At 68.8% G+C, this 16,426-nt stretch carries 17 protein-coding genes; all 17 read right to left on the minus strand.

Features of this window, described 5'->3' with window-relative positions; genetic code table 11:
• Nucleotides 1-149: 149 nt before the first annotated feature.
• Nucleotides 150-524, minus strand: coding sequence for a F0F1 ATP synthase subunit epsilon (locus ACZ5K7_RS46795; protein ID WP_351710510.1), 375 nt, complete (start codon nt 522-524; stop codon nt 150-152).
• 113 nt (nt 525-637) lie between these two features.
• Complete coding sequence (gene atpD / locus ACZ5K7_RS46800) at nt 638-2,074, minus strand: F0F1 ATP synthase subunit beta (protein WP_468924528.1); 1,437 nt, start codon at nt 2,072-2,074, stop codon at nt 638-640.
• Nucleotides 2,074-2,988, minus strand: a complete 915-nt coding sequence (locus ACZ5K7_RS46805; protein WP_351710506.1) for a F0F1 ATP synthase subunit gamma — start codon at nt 2,986-2,988, stop codon at nt 2,074-2,076. The genes atpD and ACZ5K7_RS46805 overlap by 1 nt, the downstream gene beginning before the upstream one ends.
• A gap of 21 nt (nt 2,989-3,009) precedes the next feature.
• Nucleotides 3,010-4,599 (minus strand): F0F1 ATP synthase subunit alpha, encoded by a 1,590-nt coding sequence (gene atpA, locus ACZ5K7_RS46810; protein WP_351710504.1) that lies wholly within the window; start codon nt 4,597-4,599, stop codon nt 3,010-3,012.
• Nucleotides 4,600-4,732: 133 nt separating this feature from the next.
• Nucleotides 4,733-5,548 (minus strand): F0F1 ATP synthase subunit delta, encoded by an 816-nt coding sequence (locus tag ACZ5K7_RS46815; RefSeq protein WP_351710502.1) that lies wholly within the window; start codon nt 5,546-5,548, stop codon nt 4,733-4,735.
• Entirely contained in the window at nt 5,545-6,090 is a 546-nt protein-coding gene (locus ACZ5K7_RS46820; RefSeq protein WP_351710500.1) for a F0F1 ATP synthase subunit B, read from the minus strand. The genes ACZ5K7_RS46815 and ACZ5K7_RS46820 overlap by 4 nt, the downstream gene beginning before the upstream one ends.
• A gap of 37 nt (nt 6,091-6,127) precedes the next feature.
• A complete protein-coding gene (locus tag ACZ5K7_RS46825; protein WP_067003022.1) occupies nt 6,128-6,376 on the minus strand; it encodes an ATP synthase subunit c family protein in 249 nt (82 codons plus the stop codon).
• A 76-nt stretch (nt 6,377-6,452) separates the two neighbouring features.
• Complete coding sequence (gene atpB / locus ACZ5K7_RS46830; RefSeq protein WP_351710498.1) at nt 6,453-7,286, minus strand: F0F1 ATP synthase subunit A; 834 nt, start codon at nt 7,284-7,286, stop codon at nt 6,453-6,455.
• A 225-nt stretch (nt 7,287-7,511) separates the two neighbouring features.
• On the minus strand, nt 7,512-7,943 hold the full coding sequence (locus ACZ5K7_RS46835; RefSeq protein WP_351710496.1) for a hypothetical protein: 432 nt from the start codon (nt 7,941-7,943) through the stop codon (nt 7,512-7,514).
• 313 nt (nt 7,944-8,256) lie between these two features.
• Complete coding sequence (locus ACZ5K7_RS46840; protein WP_468924536.1) at nt 8,257-9,633, minus strand: MraY family glycosyltransferase; 1,377 nt, start codon at nt 9,631-9,633, stop codon at nt 8,257-8,259.
• A 125-nt stretch (nt 9,634-9,758) separates the two neighbouring features.
• Nucleotides 9,759-11,027 (minus strand): serine hydroxymethyltransferase, encoded by a 1,269-nt coding sequence (locus ACZ5K7_RS46845; RefSeq protein ID WP_468924539.1) that lies wholly within the window; start codon nt 11,025-11,027, stop codon nt 9,759-9,761.
• Between the two features lie 84 nt (nt 11,028-11,111).
• Nucleotides 11,112-11,795 (minus strand): arsenate reductase/protein-tyrosine-phosphatase family protein, encoded by a 684-nt coding sequence (locus ACZ5K7_RS46850; protein WP_351710490.1) that lies wholly within the window; start codon nt 11,793-11,795, stop codon nt 11,112-11,114.
• Nucleotides 11,792-12,439, minus strand: coding sequence for an L-threonylcarbamoyladenylate synthase (locus ACZ5K7_RS46855; RefSeq protein WP_351710488.1), 648 nt, complete (start codon nt 12,437-12,439; stop codon nt 11,792-11,794). The genes ACZ5K7_RS46850 and ACZ5K7_RS46855 overlap by 4 nt, the downstream gene beginning before the upstream one ends.
• Before the next feature lie 79 nt (nt 12,440-12,518).
• On the minus strand, nt 12,519-13,364 hold the full coding sequence (prmC, locus tag ACZ5K7_RS46860; protein WP_351710486.1) for a peptide chain release factor N(5)-glutamine methyltransferase: 846 nt from the start codon (nt 13,362-13,364) through the stop codon (nt 12,519-12,521).
• Nucleotides 13,365-13,399: 35 nt separating this feature from the next.
• Nucleotides 13,400-14,476 carry a peptide chain release factor 1 gene (gene prfA / locus ACZ5K7_RS46865; RefSeq protein ID WP_351710484.1) on the minus strand — a complete coding sequence of 359 codons (1,077 nt, stop codon included), beginning with the start codon at nt 14,474-14,476 and terminating at the stop codon, nt 13,400-13,402.
• Nucleotides 14,477-14,584: 108 nt separating this feature from the next.
• Nucleotides 14,585-14,809, minus strand: a complete 225-nt coding sequence (rpmE, locus tag ACZ5K7_RS46870; protein WP_190206740.1) for a 50S ribosomal protein L31 — start codon at nt 14,807-14,809, stop codon at nt 14,585-14,587.
• A gap of 301 nt (nt 14,810-15,110) precedes the next feature.
• On the minus strand, nt 15,111-16,244 hold the full coding sequence (locus tag ACZ5K7_RS46875; protein ID WP_468924545.1) for an LCP family protein: 1,134 nt from the start codon (nt 16,242-16,244) through the stop codon (nt 15,111-15,113).
• Between the last annotated feature and the right edge of the window lie 182 nt (nt 16,245-16,426).

Below are 16,426 nucleotides of genomic sequence, written 5' to 3' on the forward strand. Positions count from 1 at the left end.
CCATTAGAAGAGAAACCCCTGGCCCCCTCCCTCCCTTTTTAGGGGGGAAAAAAAAAAAAAAACCCCCCCCCCCCCCCCCCCCCCCCCCCAAACCCCCCCCCCCCCCCCCCCCCCGCGGCTGAGTTACGTCAACGCATACGCGCAGTGTGTCAGCGCGACGTCGCCGCCCGCAGACGGACGTCGGCGCGTCGCTCGGCAGTGGCATCGCCCTCCGCCTTCGCGCGCTCCAGCTCCCGCTCCGCGCGCTGGACGTCGATCTCGTCCGAGAGCTCGGCGATCTCGGCCAGCAGCGACAGTTTGTTGTCCGCGAACGAGATGAAACCGCCGTGCACCGCGGCGACGACCGTTCCACCTTCACTCGTACGGATGGTCACCGGGCCCGACTCCAGCACACCCAGCAGCGGCTGGTGACCGGGCATGACGCCGATGTCGCCGGACGTGGTGCGCGCGACGACCAGGGTCGCCTCGCCGGACCAGACCTGACGGTCGGCGGCGACCAGCTCGACATGCAGCTCAGCAGCCAAAGGTGGCTCCTCGGGTCACCACCCGGTGGGATCACCGGGTGTTGGATACAAGTCTAATGGGCGTGAGTGAGGGGGCGGGACGCGCCCGCCCCCTCACACGAACTCAGGCGAGTTCAGGAGACGCCCAGCTCCTTGGCGTTGGCCTTGAGGTCCTCGATGCCACCGCACAGGAAGAACGCCTGCTCCGGGAAGTGGTCGTACTCGCCGTCGATGATCGCGTTGAAGGCCACGATCGACTCGTCCAGCGGCACGTCCGACCCGTCGACGCCGGTGAACTGCTTGGCGACGTGGGTGTTCTGGGACAGGAAGCGCTCCACGCGACGGGCCCGGTGGACGACGAGCTTGTCCTCCTCGCCGAGCTCGTCGATACCGAGGATCGCGATGATGTCCTGGAGGTCCTTGTACTTCTGGAGGACCGTCTTCACGCGCATGGCGGTGTTGTAGTGGTCCGCCGCGATGTAGCGCGGGTCAAGGATCCGGGACGTGGAGTCCAGCGGGTCCACGGCCGGGTAAATGCCCTTCTCGGAGATCGGACGGGACAGAACCGTCGTCGCGTCGAGGTGGGCGAAGGTGGTGGCCGGGGCCGGGTCGGTCAGGTCGTCCGCGGGGACGTAGATCGCCTGCATCGAGGTGATCGAGTGACCGCGGGTCGAGGTGATGCGCTCCTGGAGGAGACCCATCTCGTCGGCCAGGTTCGGCTGGTAGCCCACCGCGGAGGGCATCCGGCCGAGCAGGGTCGAGACCTCTGAACCGGCCTGCGTGAAGCGGAAGATGTTGTCGATGAAGAACAGCACGTCCTGCTTCTGCACATCGCGGAAGTACTCCGCCATGGTCAGACCCGCGAGGGCCACGCGCAGACGGGTGCCCGGGGGCTCGTCCATCTGGCCGAAGACCAGGGCGGTCTTGTCGATGACGCCCGAGTCCGCCATCTCCTCGATGAGGTCGTTGCCCTCACGCGTGCGCTCGCCGACACCGGCGAACACGGAGACACCGTCGTGGTTGTTGGCGACGCGGTAGATCATCTCCTGGATGAGCACCGTCTTGCCGACGCCGGCACCGCCGAACAGACCGATCTTGCCGCCCTTGACGTACGGGGTCAGCAGGTCGATGACCTTGACGCCGGTCTCGAACATCTCGGTCTTCGACTCGAGCTCGTCGAAGTTGGGGGCCTTGCGGTGGATGGACCAGCGCTCGCCCGTGTACTGCTCGTCGACGTTCAGCACCTCACCGAGGGTGTTGAACACCTTGCCCTTGGTGAAGTCGCCGACCGGGACGGTGATGCCGTCGCCGGTGTCGGTGACCGGGGCCTGGCGGACCAGACCGTCGGTGGGCTGCATGGAGATCGTGCGGACCAGGCCGTCACCCAGGTGCTGGGCGACCTCCAGGGTCAGGATCTTCTTCTCGCCGGCGTTGGCCGGGTCGGCCACCTCGACGTGCAGCGCGTTGTAGATCTCCGGCATCGCGTCGACGGGGAACTCCACGTCGACGACCGGGCCGATGACCCGGGCGACGCGGCCCGTGGCCGTCGCGGTCTCAACAGTGGTGGTCATTAGCGGTCACTCCCCGCGGTCGCGTCGGCCAGGGCGCTGGCGCCACCGACGATCTCGCTGATTTCCTGGGTGATTTCGGCCTGGCGGGCCGCGTTGGCAAGCCGGGAGAGCGTGTTGATCAGCTCGCCCGCGTTGTCGGTCGCCGACTTCATCGCGCGCCGCGTGGCGGCGTGCTTCGAAGCGGCCGACTGGAGGAGCGCGTTGTAGATACGGCTCTCCACATAGCGCGGCAGGAGGGCGTCGAGGACGTCCTCCGCCGAGGGCTCGAAGTCGTACAGCGGAAGGATCTCGCCCGGGGGCCTCTCCTCCGCGACCTCTTCGAGGCGCAACGGCAGCAGTCGGGCGTCGAGCGCCGTCTGCGTCATCATCGAGACGAACTCGGTGTAGACGATGTGGAGTTCGTCCACGCCGCCGTCCGCCGTCTCCTTCTCGATGGCCTCGATCAGGGGCGCCGCGACCTTCTTGGCGTCCGCGTACGAGGGCTCGTCGGTGAAGCCCGACCACGACTCCACGACCTTGCGCTCGCGGAAGTTGTAGTGGGCCAGACCACGGCGGCCGACGATGTACGTGTCGACCTCCTTGCCCTCCGCCTCAAGACGCGCCGTCAGCTGCTCGGCGGTCTTGATGGCGTTGGAGTTGAAGGCGCCGGCCAGACCGCGGTCGCTCGTGAGGAGCAGGACCGCGGCACGGGTCGGGTTCTCCGCCTCCGTGGTGAGCGGGTGCTTGGTGTTCGAACCCGTACCGACCGCCGTGACCGCGCGGGTGAGCTCGGTCGCGTACGGCGCGGAGGCCCGCACCTTGCGCTGCGCCTTGACCACGCGTGAGGCGGCGATCATCTCCATCGCCTTGGTGATCTTCTTGGTCGCGGTGACGGATCGGATGCGACGCTTGTAGACCCGGAGCTGGGCTCCCATGAGTCAGGTCCCTTCCTTACGTCACTTGGCCGCGGCCGGGGCGTCCTCGCCGAGAAGCTTGCCGTCCGAGGTCTCGAACTGCTTCTTGAACTCGGCGATCGCGTCGGCAACAGCGGTGAGGGTGTCGTCCGACATCTTGCCGCCCTCCTTGATGGAGGTCATGAGGCCCTGCTCCTTGCGGTGCAGGTACTCCAGGAGCTCCTTCTCGAAGCGGCGGATGTCGGAGACCGGGACGTCGTCCATCTTGCCGGTGGTGCCGGCCCACACGGAGACGACCTGGTCCTCGGTCGGCATCGGCTGGTACTGAGCCTGCTTGAGCAGCTCGACCAGTCGGGAACCACGCTCCAGCTGCGACTTCGACGCGGCGTCCAGGTCGGAACCGAAGGCGGCGAACGCCTCCAGCTCGCGGTACTGGGCGAGGTCCAGACGGAGGCGGCCGGAGACCTGCTTCATCGCCTTGTGCTGCGCGGAACCACCGACTCGGGAGACGGAGATACCGACGTTCAGCGCGGGGCGCTGACCGGCGTTGAACAGGTCCGACTCCAGGAAGCACTGGCCGTCGGTGATGGAGATGACGTTGGTCGGGATGAACGCCGAGACGTCGTTGGCCTTGGTCTCGACGATCGGCAGACCGGTCATCGAACCGGCGCCCATCTCGTCGGACAGCTTGGCGCAGCGCTCCAGCAGACGGGAGTGCAGGTAGAAGACGTCACCCGGGTAGGCCTCACGGCCCGGCGGGCGGCGCAGCAGCAGCGACACGGCGCGGTAGGCGTCGGCCTGCTTCGAGAGGTCGTCGAAGATGATGAGGACGTGCTTGCCGTCGTACATCCAGTGCTGGCCGATGGCCGAACCGGTGTACGGCGCCAGGTACTTGAAGCCGGCCGGGTCGGACGCCGGGGCGGCGACGATGGTCGTGTACTCCAGCGCGCCGGCCTCTTCGAGGGCGCCACGCACGGAGGCGATGGTCGAGCCCTTCTGGCCGATGGCGACGTAGACGCAGCGGACCTGCTTCTTCGGGTCGCCCGAGCGCCAGTTGTCACGCTGGTTGATGATCGTGTCGACGGCCAGGGCGGTCTTGCCGGTCTGGCGGTCACCGATGATCAGCTGGCGCTGGCCGCGGCCGACCGGGGTCATCGCGTCGACGGCCTTGTAGCCGGTCTCCATCGGCTCGTGCACCGACTTACGGGCCATGACGCCCGGAGCCTGCAGCTCCAGGGCGCGGCGGCCGGACGTCTCGATCTCGCCGAGGCCGTCGATCGGGTTGCCGAGCGGGTCGACGACGCGGCCGAGGTAGCCCTCGCCCACCGCGACGGAGAGGACCTCACCGGTGCGCTGCACCGGCTGACCCTCCTCGATGCCGCTGAACTCACCGAGGACGATGGCGCCGATCTCGCGCTCTTCCAGGTTGAGCGCGAGGCCGAGGGTGCCGTCCTCGAACTTCAGCAGTTCGTTGGCCATGGCCGAGGGCAGGCCCTCGACCTTCGCGATGCCGTCGCCGGCAAGGGTGACCGTACCGACCTCCTCGCGCGAGGCCGCGTCCGGCTTGTACGACTGGACGAAGTTCTCCAGCGCGTCCCGGATCTCCTCCGGCCGGATCGTGAGCTCCGCCATCTGGGTTCCCTGCTCTCCTTGTTGGGCCCGAAGTTTCACTTGGGGGGTCTGGGGGCGACCCCCAGGATTCTTCATGTACGGCCCAACCCGGGCCGTCGTAAGGACGTACTGCTTGTTCTCGACTACCGAGGTGCTAGCTCGCCATGCGGCGGGCCGCGTCCTCCAGCCGGTCCGCGATCGAACCGTTGATGACCTCGTCACCGACCTGCACCCGGATCCCGCCGACGACCTCGGGGTCGACGTCGAGGTTGAGGTGCATCGTGCGGCCGTAGAGCTTCGCGAGGGCTGCGCCCAGGCGCCGCTTCTGCGGCTCGCTCAGCGGAACCGCCGAGGTGACGATGGCGACGACGCGGCTGCGGCGCTCGGCGGCGAGCTTGGAGAGGGCCTCCAGGCCCGCTTCCAGGCTACGTCCCCGCGGCGCGGTCACAAGGCGCGTGACCAGACGCTCGGTGACCGGCTTGGCACGGCCGCCGAGCAGCCGGTGCAGCAGCTCGGTCTTGGCCGGGGTGCCGGCCTTGCGGTCGGTGAGCGCGGCGCGCAGCTCGGTGCTGGAGGAGACGATCCGGCCGAAGCGGAACAGCTCGTCCTCGACGTCGTCCAGCGTGCCGGACTTCTCCGCGGCCGTGAGGTCGGCGGTGTTCGCCAGCTCCTCCAGCGCGTCCACCAGGTCGCGGGGCTGCGACCAGCGGGAACGGACCAAGCCGGACACCACGTCGACGGTGGACTCGCCGACCTGGCCGCCGATCAGGCGCCGGACCAGCTCGGCCTTGGCCTCGCCGGACTGCGCCGGGTCGGTGAGGACCCGGCGCAGGCCACCCTCGCGGTCGAGCAGCGTGGTGACGGCCGCCAGCTCGTCCGCGAGCCGCGTCGCGTCCACGGACGTCGAGTCCGTCAGCGCGTCGAGACGCTCACGTGCGGCTGCCAGTGCGTCGCGGCTCGCTCCGTTCATCGGGCCGCCTCGGCCTTCTCCTCAAGCTCGTCGAGGAAGCGGTCGATCACGCGGCTCTGCCGGGCGTGGTCCTCCAGGGACTCGCCGACGAGCTTGCCGGCCAGGTCGGTGGCCAGCTGGCCCACGTCCTGACGCAGCGCCTGCGCGGCGGACTTGCGGTCGGCCTCGATCTGGGCGTGACCGGCGGCGACGATCTCCTCACGCTGCCGCTGGCCCTCGGCGCGCATCTCGGCGATGAGGGTGGCGCCCTGCTCCTGAGCCTCCTGGCGCAGGCGCGCGGCCTCGTGCCGGGCCTCGGCCAGCTGCGCCTTGTACTGCTCAAGGACGCTCTGGGCCTCGGTCTGCGCGGCCTCGGCCTTCTCGATACCGCCCTCGATCGCCTCGCGGCGCTGCTCCAGAACCTTGTTGATGTTCGGAAGGAGCTTCTTGGCGAGGAAGCCGAAGACGATGACGAAGGCGATGAGGCCGATGACGAGCTCTGGGATCGGCGGGATGAGGGGGTTCTCGGCCTCCTCCGCCGCCAGCTGAACCAGGGGGCTCATATCAGTGCCTTTCGTCTAAACGTGCGCTGCGGTCGGGTCAGGAGGCCGGGTAGACGAACGGCATGACCAGACCGATCAGGGCGAGCGCCTCACAGAAGGCGAAGCCGAGGATCTGGTTGGCGCGGATCAGGCCGGCCGCCTCGGGCTGGCGGGCGAGGGCCTGGGTGCCGTTACCGAAGATGATGCCGACGCCGACGCCCGGGCCGATCGCGGCGAGGCCGTAACCGATGGAGCCGAGGTTGCCCTTGATCTGGACAGCGGCCAGGGTCTCGTGCAGAACGGACATGCCGGTTCTTCCTTCTCTTTCAATGACCGGTGGGGGTTGGCCACCGGATGCCTGGAGTGGGTGGTCGGGTTGGCGCTCAGTGGGACTCGGCGAGCGCGCCCTGGATGAAGCTGCAGGTCAGCAGTACGAAGACGTATGCCTGGACAGCCTGGATGAAGAGCTCGAAGGCGGTCATCACGAGGACCATCACGAACGAGACACCGGAGTAGGCGATGCCGACGCCGTTGAGCATGTACCAGCTGGCAACCGTGAAGAGCAGCAGCAGGGTGTGGCCGGCGAACATGTTCGCGAAGAGCCGGACGGCGTGGGTGAAGGGCCGCACGAGCAGGTTCGAGAAGAGTTCGATCGTCATCGAGAGCGGAAGGACCGCGCCGAGCGACTTGTCGTAGCCGGTGAAGTTCTTGAAGGCGCCGACGAAGCCGTGCCGCTTGAAGGTCAGCGAGACCCACAGGATGTAGACGATCGCTGCCAGGGCGGCGGGGTACGAGATGATCGCGGTCACCGGGAACTGGGCGATCGGGATGATCGACCAGAGGTTCATCATCCAGATGAAGAAGAAGAGCGAGACGACGAGCGGGACGTACTTCTCGCCTTCCTTCTTGCCGATGGTCTCGTAGACGACACCGCGGCGGACGAAGTCGTATCCGGCCTCGGCCACCATCTGGAGCTTGCCCGGGACGACCTTCGGCTTGGCGAAGGCGGCCCAGAAGAAGCCGATGACGATGATCGACCCGAGCAGCGCCAGCAGCATCGTCTTGTTGAAGTACACGTCGCTGTCCGCGCCGCCCCAAAGCGGCTTGAACAGGAACGAGTGCAGGCCCGGAGCGACCGTGTCGAAACCGCACCCGTCGTTTCCGAACAGGTGACAGCTCGTGTCGAAAGCGAGCGTCTGCGTCGGGTCAGCACTCACCGCGGGCTCCTTCAGCGTGGCGCATAGGTACGGCAACCTCGTTGTGTCGGCGCGGCGCATGGCCGCGGTTCGGCACGGGACTGGTGTTACGGATATGGGGGCGGCTGGGGGGCATCTCGCCTCGCGATTGAGCAGGCGTCAGCTCAGATGCCCGCGCCCGCGATGCCGCAGTTGGCACCGGACGATAGCAGCATCTCTCGTGCGCCTTTATCCCGGGCCTACCTCTCACGACGAATGCCCGGCCTTCTCGGACTTCTCGGACTTCTCCGGCTCGACATAGAGGATCTTGGCCTTCATGTGGGCGCGGGTCTGTGCGGCGATCCACACGAGCGTGGCGACCACCAGCACGAGGGCGAAGGCCCGGGGATTGAACAGCGTCGTGTTCTTGAACGCGGCCATGAAGATGAACAGCAGCAGAAGCTGGGCCGCGTAGAGCATCAGGCCCATCATCTGGAAGAGCTGCGGCATGGATTTGGCCGTGCGCTGCAGGACGTAGAGACCGGCCCCCATGAAGAGGATCACGAGCACCGTCGCGACGACGGCCCCGATCGCCCCCTTGCCGCCCGCGACCACTGCGCTGACGACGGCAGCGAGCACGCCGACGGCGGCCGTGGGTACGGCGGCCTGGGCCAGGATCCGGGCGTCATTGGACGGCATGGCGGCAACTCCGCTTTCACAGGGGGGCAGGTGTCGTCATGGACGAGCGTAGTCCCGGTCGGAGGGTCGAAGACCTCACGCTGACGGACCGACGCAGTCGGCTCCGTCGACTCTGTCCCGGGTTCTCGTGAACCGTATCACAAACTATTTGATGAGGTCTTTACCTGGTAGGTGTGGTCGCTGTCACACATGAGAGTGAACATGCCCGTCTGAGCGAAAACCGAGTCGTTGTGTCTGGTATTAGGGGTCTTTGCTCCCCCACGACTTGGCAATGCTCTAGTCAGATTCTTACCTTGCGAGGGTCGGCACAGGGTCAGCGCGAGGTTTCGGAGGTGTGCCGGTCCAGGATGCGCGACCGGGGGCCGATGGCCGTCGCGCCGTTGACCCGGGCCACCCCGGCGGTCACCGCGGGGCGGTGCCCGTCACACGGTTCCCCGGCCTCCTCCGGCACATCGGGGACGGCTGCCTGGAGATCCTCGGCAGCAGTCGCGGCCGTCGGCTCGGCGGCCTCCGGGGCGCGCCCGCGGCGCCGGTAGCGCGGCGGCACGAACCGCTGGGCCCACACCGGCACGCGCGGGGTGAACCGCGGCAGCAGAAGCAGCCCCAGGCCGATCGCGCTGAGGAAGACCACGCCGAGCACGATCCACATGGACGCGGAGTTCACCGAGTACGCCAGCGCCCCGAAGCCGATCAGCGCCGACCAGAAGTACATGATCAGGACGGCCCTGCTGTGCGAATGGCCGATCTCCAGCAGCCGGTGGTGCAGGTGCCCCCGGTCCGCGGCGAACGGCGACTGGCCGCGCCAGGTGCGCCGCACGATCGCCAGCACCAGGTCGGCGGCCGGCACCGCGATGATGGTCAGCGGCAGCAGCAGCGGGATGTAGACGGGCACCATCTGGTGCACCGCGTTGCGCTCGGACCCGGCGAACAGGTTCATGACGTCCGGGTCGAGCTGGCCCGTGATCGAGATCGCACCGGCGGCCAGCACCAGGCCGATCAGCATCGAGCCGGAGTCGCCCATGAAGATCCGCGCCGGATGGATGTTGTGCGGCAGGAAGCCCAGGCACATGCCCATCAGGATCGCCGAGAACAGCGTGGCCGGGGCGGCGGCCTCGATGCCGTACGAGTACCAGATGCGGTACGCGTACATGAAGAACGCCGCGGCCGCGATGCACACCATGCCGGAGGCCAGGCCGTCCAGGCCGTCGACGAAGTTGACCGCGTTGATGGTGATGACCACCAGGGCCACCGTCAGCAGAGTGCCCTGCCACGGGGTCAGGGCGACCGTGCCGACGCCCGGGATGGGCAGCCACAGGATCGTCAGACCCTGCATGACCATGACGCCCGCGGCGATCATCTGACCGCCCAGCTTGATCAGGGCGTCGATCTCGAACTTGTCGTCGAGCACGCCGATCAGCCAGATCAGCGCGGCCCCGGAGAGCAGCGCTCGCGGCTCGTTCGACTTCGCGAAGACCTCGTTGAGGTTGGTCAGGTGGTCGGCGACCAGCAGACCCGCGCACAGCCCGAAGAACATCGCGATCCCGCCGAGCCGCGGAGTGGGCTCCCGGTGCACGTCACGGGCCCGGATCTCCGGCATGGCCCCGGCCACGATCGCGAACTTCCGCACCGGCCCTGTCAGCAGATACGTCACCGCGGCCGTGATGCAGAGCGTCAGCAGGTATTCACGCACAGGCTTCCCCACAGGTCTCGCTGGCCATCACAGCCCCACACCCTAGCGACGCTCGCATATGTATGGGGACTTCCGGGTAGCGACGATGGTTGCACGCATGGCTGTGAGGCGGGCGTACAACGGCTCTACGACGCTGCGCCTACCCCGTCTCCACCGGGATACGGCGGAAATCTACCGGTGAGCTCGCGCACCTCGTCACGCACCCTCCCCGGGTCCGTCGTACCGCGCAGCACCTCCGCCAGCATCTCCGCGATCCGGGTCATCTCCCCCGCCTCCATGCCCTGTGTGGTCACGGCGGCGGTGCCCAGCCGCAGGCCGCGCGCCTCACCGTGCGGCAGGGCGCAGCTGTCCAGGACGATCCCGGCGGCGCCGAGCCGGCCCCGGGCGGTACGTCCGTCGACGCCGAGGGGTGCGGGGTCGGCGGTGATCAGATGGGTGTCCGTGCCCCCCGTCGTGACCACCAGCCCCTGGTCCGCGAGGCCGGCCGCGAGAACCCTCGCATTGGCGACCACCTGATGGGCGTACACGGTGAACGCCGGCGTTGCCGCCTCCCCGAACGCGACCGCCTTGGCGGCGATGGTGTGCATCTGCGCACCGCCCTGTGTGAAAGGGAACACAGCCCGGTCGAGACGCTCGGCCAGCTCGGGCGCACCGCACAGCAGCATCCCGCCGCGCGGCCCGCGCAGCACCTTGTGTGTGGTCGCGCACACCACGTCGGCGTACGGCACCGGGTTCGGCGCCGCTCCCCCGGCGACCAGCCCGATGGGATGGGCCGCGTCCGCGATCAGGTACGCGCCCACCTCGTCGGCGACCTCGCGGAAGAAGGCGTAGTCGATGTGCCGGGGATAGGCGATGGACCCGCACACGATCGCCTTGGGCCGGTGGGACCGGGCCAGCGCCCGCACCTGGTCGTGGTCGATGAGCCCGCTCTCCGGGTCGACCCCGTACCCGACGAAGTCGAACCAGCGGCCGGAGAAGTTGGCCGGCGAGCCGTGCGTGAGATGACCGCCGTAGGGCAGCCCGAGGGCGAGCACGGTGTCGCCGGGGCGCAGCAGGGCGGCGTAGGCGGCCAGGACGGCGGAGGACCCGGAATGGGACTGCACATTGGCGTGCGCCGCGCCGAACAGGGCTTTGGCACGGTCGACGGCGAGCCGCTCGGCGACGTCCACGATCTCGCAGCCGCCGTGGTGCCGGGCGCCCGGATACCCCTCGGCGTACTTGTTGGCGAGCGGCGAGCCGAGGGCGGCCAGCACGGCCGGGGAGGAGAAGTTCTCGGCGGCGATCAGCTGCAACGACGTCGACTGCCGCGCCAGCTCCCCCAGCAGGATCTCCGCCAGCTCCGGATCCTGCCGCCGCAGCGGATCGGCCTCGACGAGGGTAGGGCTGACCGGCATGACGGGCTCCGGGCGGTCGACGGTGACGTACGTCCAATGTAGGCCCGGGGTGGGTGGGGTGCGCGGTGTGTACGGCGCCTCGGGTTACATCCGCGCCGGGACGCCCGTCAGCGCCGTGACCACGGGGTCCAGGGCCTCGTGTATCTCGTCGCCGATGGAACGGAAGAACGGCAGCGGGGCGCCGTACGGGTCGTAGACCTCGTCCGCCTCCGCCGTGGGGGCCAGCAGCCATCCGCGCAGCGCGGCCGCCGCACGGACCAGCGCACGGGCACGGATGACCACGCCCTCGTGCAGCGGGGGCAGCGTCGCCGGGTCGATCGCGCGGACCAGGCGGGTGAACTCCTTCAGCGTGAAGGTACGCAGGCCCGCCGAGTGGCCCATGGAGATGACCTGGGCACGGTGGTCACGGGTGGCGGTCAGCACCAGGTCGGCGCGGATGACGTGCTCGTCGAGCAGCTCCCGCCCCACGAACCCGGTCGCGTCCGCGCCGAAGTCGGCCAGGACCGCCTCCGCGTTGGCCTCCATGGGCGCGCCCTCATGGCCCCAGGTGCCCGCGCTCTCCACGATCAGGCCGCCGCCCAGAAAGGTGCCGAGCCGGTCCGTCACGAGATGGCGGGTCAGCCGCTCGGTGATCGGCGAGCGGCACACGTTGCCGGTGCTGACGTGGAGGATGCGGAAGCTGTCGCGCGGAAGCCCCACGAACGTGGTCGTGATCTCCGATGCGCGCTCCCCGTTGCCTATGCCACGCCCCGCGTCAGGGGCTGTCAATTCGCCACCTCGAGGTCGGGTACGACCTTGCGCAGCTCCTCTGCCGAGATCGCGCCGGCACGCAGCAGCAACGGCACCTCACGGCTGACGTCGACGATCGACGAGGGGACGTTGCCCGGGGTCGGACCGCCGTCGAGGTAGACGGAGACGGAGTCGCCGAGCATCTCCTGCGCGGCGTCACAGGTCTCCGGGGACGGGTGGCCGGTGAGGTTGGCGGAGGAGACGGCCATCGGGCCGACCTCGGTGAGCAGCTCGATGGCGACCGGGTGCAGGGGCATGCGCACGGCGACCGTGCCCCGGGTGTCGCCGAGGTCCCACTGCAGGGACGGCTGATGCCTGGCGACCAGGGTGAGGGCGCCCGGCCAGAACGCGTCGACCAGCTCCCAGGCCAGCTCGGAGAAGTCGGTGACGAGCCCGTGCAGCGTGTTCGGGGACCCGATCAGCACCGGAGTGGGCATGTTGCGGCCCCGGCCCTTGGCGTCGAGCAGGTCGGAGACCGCCTCCGCGGTGAACGCGTCGGCGCCGATGCCGTACACCGTGTCCGTGGGCAGCACCACCAGTTCGCCCCGGCGGACGGCGGACGCGGCTTCGCGCAGACCCGTCGCGCGGTCGGTCGCGTCGTTGGTGTCGTATCGCCGTGCCATGTCTAGCGGGCCTCCTCGTACACGAAGTACACGTACGTCCGGGACTCCCGGGACTTCCGGGGATCAGTCTGGGGGGTGCTCACGGCAGCGCCTTGCGGGCGGTCGCGAAGCGGGGGCGGTTGTTGAGGTCGGGGTGGTCGGCCGCGTCGGCCCAGCCCCGCTCCTCGGTGAAGATCCACGGCACCTGGCCGCCCTGGGTGTCCGCGTGCTCGATGACGACGACACCGCCGGGGCGCAGCAGCCGGTGCGCGGTGCGTTCGATGCCCCGGATGAGGTCGAGGCCGTCCTCGCCGGAGAACAGGGCCAGCTCCGGGTCGTAGTCGCGGGCCTCGGGGGCGACGTACTCCCACTCGGTGAGCGGGATGTACGGCGGGTTGGAGATGACCAGGTCGACATGGCCGTCGAGGTCGTGGAAGGCGTCCAGGGCGTCTCCCTGGCGCAGGTCGACCCGGGAGCCCGCCATGTTCTTGCGGGTCCACTGGAGCGCCTCCTCGGACAGCTCCACGGCGTGTACGCGCGAGCGCGGGACCTCCTGGGCGAGGGCCAGCGCGATGGCGCCGGAGCCGGTGCACAGGTCGACGATGCACGGCTCGACCACGTCCATGGCGCGTACGGCGTCTATGGCCCAGCCGACGACGGACTCGGTCTCCGGGCGCGGTACGAAGACGCCCGGCCCCACCTGGAGTTCGAGGTAGCGGAAGTAGGCCCGCCCGGTGATGTGCTGGAGCGGCTCGCGCTGCTCCCGCCGGGCGATGACCTCCCAGTAGCGGGCGTCGAAGTCGGAGTCCTTGACGGAGTGCAGCGCGCCCCGCTTCACGCCGTGCACGAACGCGGCGAGCTCCTCCGCGTCGTTGCGCGGCGAGGGCACGCCGGCGTCGGCCAGCCGCTGGGTGGCCTGGGCCACCTCGGCGAGCAGCAGGTTCACGCTGGTCCTCCGTGTCGTACTCAGTCGTGCATGCCTTACGCGGCCGCGAGCTTCGCGGCCGAGTCCGCGTCGACGCAGGCCTGGATCACCGCGTCGAGTTCGCCGTCCAGGACCTGGTCCAAGTTGTACGCCTTGAAGCCGACGCGGTGGTCCGAGATGCGATTCTCCGGGAAGTTGTACGTGCGGATCTTCTCGGAGCGGTCGACGGTACGGACCTGGCTGCGGCGGGCGTCGGCGGCTTCCTTCTCCGCCTCCTCCTGCGCCGCGGCGAGCAGCCTGGAGCGCAGGATACGCAAGGCCTGCTCCTTGTTCTGCAGTTGGCTCTTCTCGTTCTGGCAGGAGGCGACGACTCCGGTGGGCAGGTGCGTGATGCGCACGGCGGAGTCGGTGGTGTTGACGGACTGCCCGCCGGGTCCCGAGGACCGGTAGACGTCGATCCGGAGGTCGTTCGGATTGATCTCGACGTCGACCTCCTCGGCCTCGGGGGTCACCAGCACACCCGCCGCCGACGTGTGGATACGGCCCTGCGACTCGGTCGCCGGGACGCGCTGCACGCGGTGCACGCCGCCCTCGTACTTCAGCCGCGCCCAGACGCCCTGGCCGGGCTCGGTCGCGCCGTTGCCGCCCTTGGTCTTCACCGCGACCTGGACGTCCTTGTAGCCGCCCAGCTCGGACTCGGTGGAGTCGATGATCTCGGTCTTCCAGCCGACGCGCTCGGCGTACCGCAGATACATCCGCAGCAGGTCACCGGCGAACAGCGCCGACTCGTCACCGCCGGCCCCCGCCTTGATCTCCAGGATCACGTCCTTGTCGTCGGACGGGTCCCGGGGCACCAGCAGCAGCCGCAGCTTCTCGGTCAGCTCGTCGCGCTGCTTGTCCAGCTCCTTGACCTCGGCGGCGAAGTCGGGGTCGTCGGCGGCCAGTTCACGCGCGGTCTCGATGTCGTCGCCGGTCTGCTTCCAGGAGCGGTACGTGCCGACGATCGGGGTGAGTTCGGCGTAGCGCTTGTTCAGCTTGCGCGCGTTGGCCTGGTCGGCGTGGACCGACGGGTCGGCGAGCTTCTTCTCCAGGTCGGCGTGCTCGACGACGAGTTCCTCGACGGCCTCGAACATTTTTGGGCTCCTGATACTGCGTACGGAAGGGAAGGCGGGCGACCAAAAACGCCGGTCCCGGGCGTGCCCCCGCAGGGACACGGCCGTGGACCGGCGAAATGGGGCTCGCTACTTCTTGGAGCCGGCGGCAGCCTTGCCGAAGCGGGCCTCGAAGCGGGCCACACGGCCACCGGTGTCGAGGATCTTCTGCTTGCCCGTGTAGAACGGGTGGCACTCGGAGCAGACCTCAGCCCGGATGGTGCCGGACTGGATGGTGCTGCGGGTGGTGAACGACGCGCCACAGGTGCAGCTGACCTGCGTCTCGACGTACTCGGGGTGGATCTCGCGCTTCAAGGTGTCTCCTAGATTTCGGGAGGGCGCCGGGTCGCTGCCGCGGGCTGCGGAGCGTGAACCGGGGCCGACGTACCAGTCTGCCAGGGCTGGGCGCATAGCCCAAAACCGGGGGGAGCGGTCCGGTATTCCCAAGGGTGCGGGGGATGGTCGCGCCGAAGGGGGTGCGCCAGATTCGTCGTGCGCGAGTGCGGGTGCGTGGGGGCTTGTCGCGCAGTTCCCCGCGCCCCTTTAGGTGGGACCGGCGCAGTTACCTGGAGGCGCGGGAAACTGCGCGAGCAACGCCAACGCACCCGCGGCCGGGCTACGACGTCACGACCCCCTTGGCCTGCCCCGTCGCCGTGCCCTTCGTGGCGCTCGCCGGGATCGGCCTGTCGTTCTTCAGGGCCGTCCAGACCTGCTTGGCCTTGGCCTTGGCCACGATCACCCGGTTCGGGTTCGCCGGGTCGTACTCGACCGGCATCGTGACCATGTGCATGTTCTTGGCGCCGATGGACTTCAGACCGTTCGCGAAGTCGATCAGGGAGTTCACCGAGCCCAGGTCGGAGTCGGTGGTGACCGTCTTCGTCGCGGTGTCGGCCAGGTCGTACAGCTTCTTGGGGCTGGTGAAGACGCCCACCTGCTTGACCTGGTTGATCAGGGCCTTGACGAACGCCTGCTGGAGCTGGATACGACCCAGGTCGGAGCCGTCGCCGACGCCGTGCCGGGTGCGGACCAGGCCGAGCGCCTGCTCACCGTCGAGCGTGTGCCTGCCGGCCTTGAGGTCGAGGTGGCTCTGCGGGTCGTCGATGCTCTTGGTCGTGGTGACCGTGACCCCGCCCAGCTCGTCGACGAGCTTCTGGAAGCCCGAGAAGTCGACCTCCAGGTAGTGGTCCATGCGGATGCCGGTGACCGACTCGACGGTCTTGACCGCGCAGCTGGCACCGCCCGTGGAGTACGCGGAGTTGAACATCACGTCGGTGGCCGCGTCGTGTCTGACACCGTTCGCGTCGGTGCAGGACGGGCGGTCGATCAGGGTGTCCCGGGGGATGGAGACCACGGCGGCCCGCTTGTGGCCCTCGTAGACGTGGACGATCATCGCCGTGTCGGATCGGGCGCTGCCGTCGTCCGCGCCGCCGCCGAGCTTCTTGTTGGCACCGGAGCGCGTGTCCGAGCCGAGGACCAGGATGTTCTCGGAGCCGTTGTCGACCTTGGTGGGCCGGTCGCTGCCGAGCGCCTGGTTGATGTCGACGGTCTTGAGGTTGCCGTTGAGCTTGAAGTACACGTAGCCGAGTCCGGTGCCGCCGAGGACGAGGATGCCGGCCGCCGTCCAGGCCGTGACGCGGAGCGCCCTGCGGCCCGTACCGGGGGCCTTGCGGCGGCGGCCCTTGCTCCGGCGGCCCGGGACCTTCGGTCCGGCCTCGGGTATGGCGGGCTCCGGCGTGCTCTCGGCAGACATGGGCTCCTCTGTTCTCCTACGACTGCTCGGTTACCCCCTGCTTTCAGGGTCAGGCCCGGCGTACCAGGATCATCAGCACGTACCGGACCATCGTCGCTCCGCCTGGTCAGACGGCGAAACTCGGGAAAGGGTTGCACAACGCAGAGTGCCCACCGCGTAGGGCGATGGGCACACTGTGTAGT

It is taken from the genome of Streptomyces sp. NPDC031497 (genome assembly GCF_055580905.1).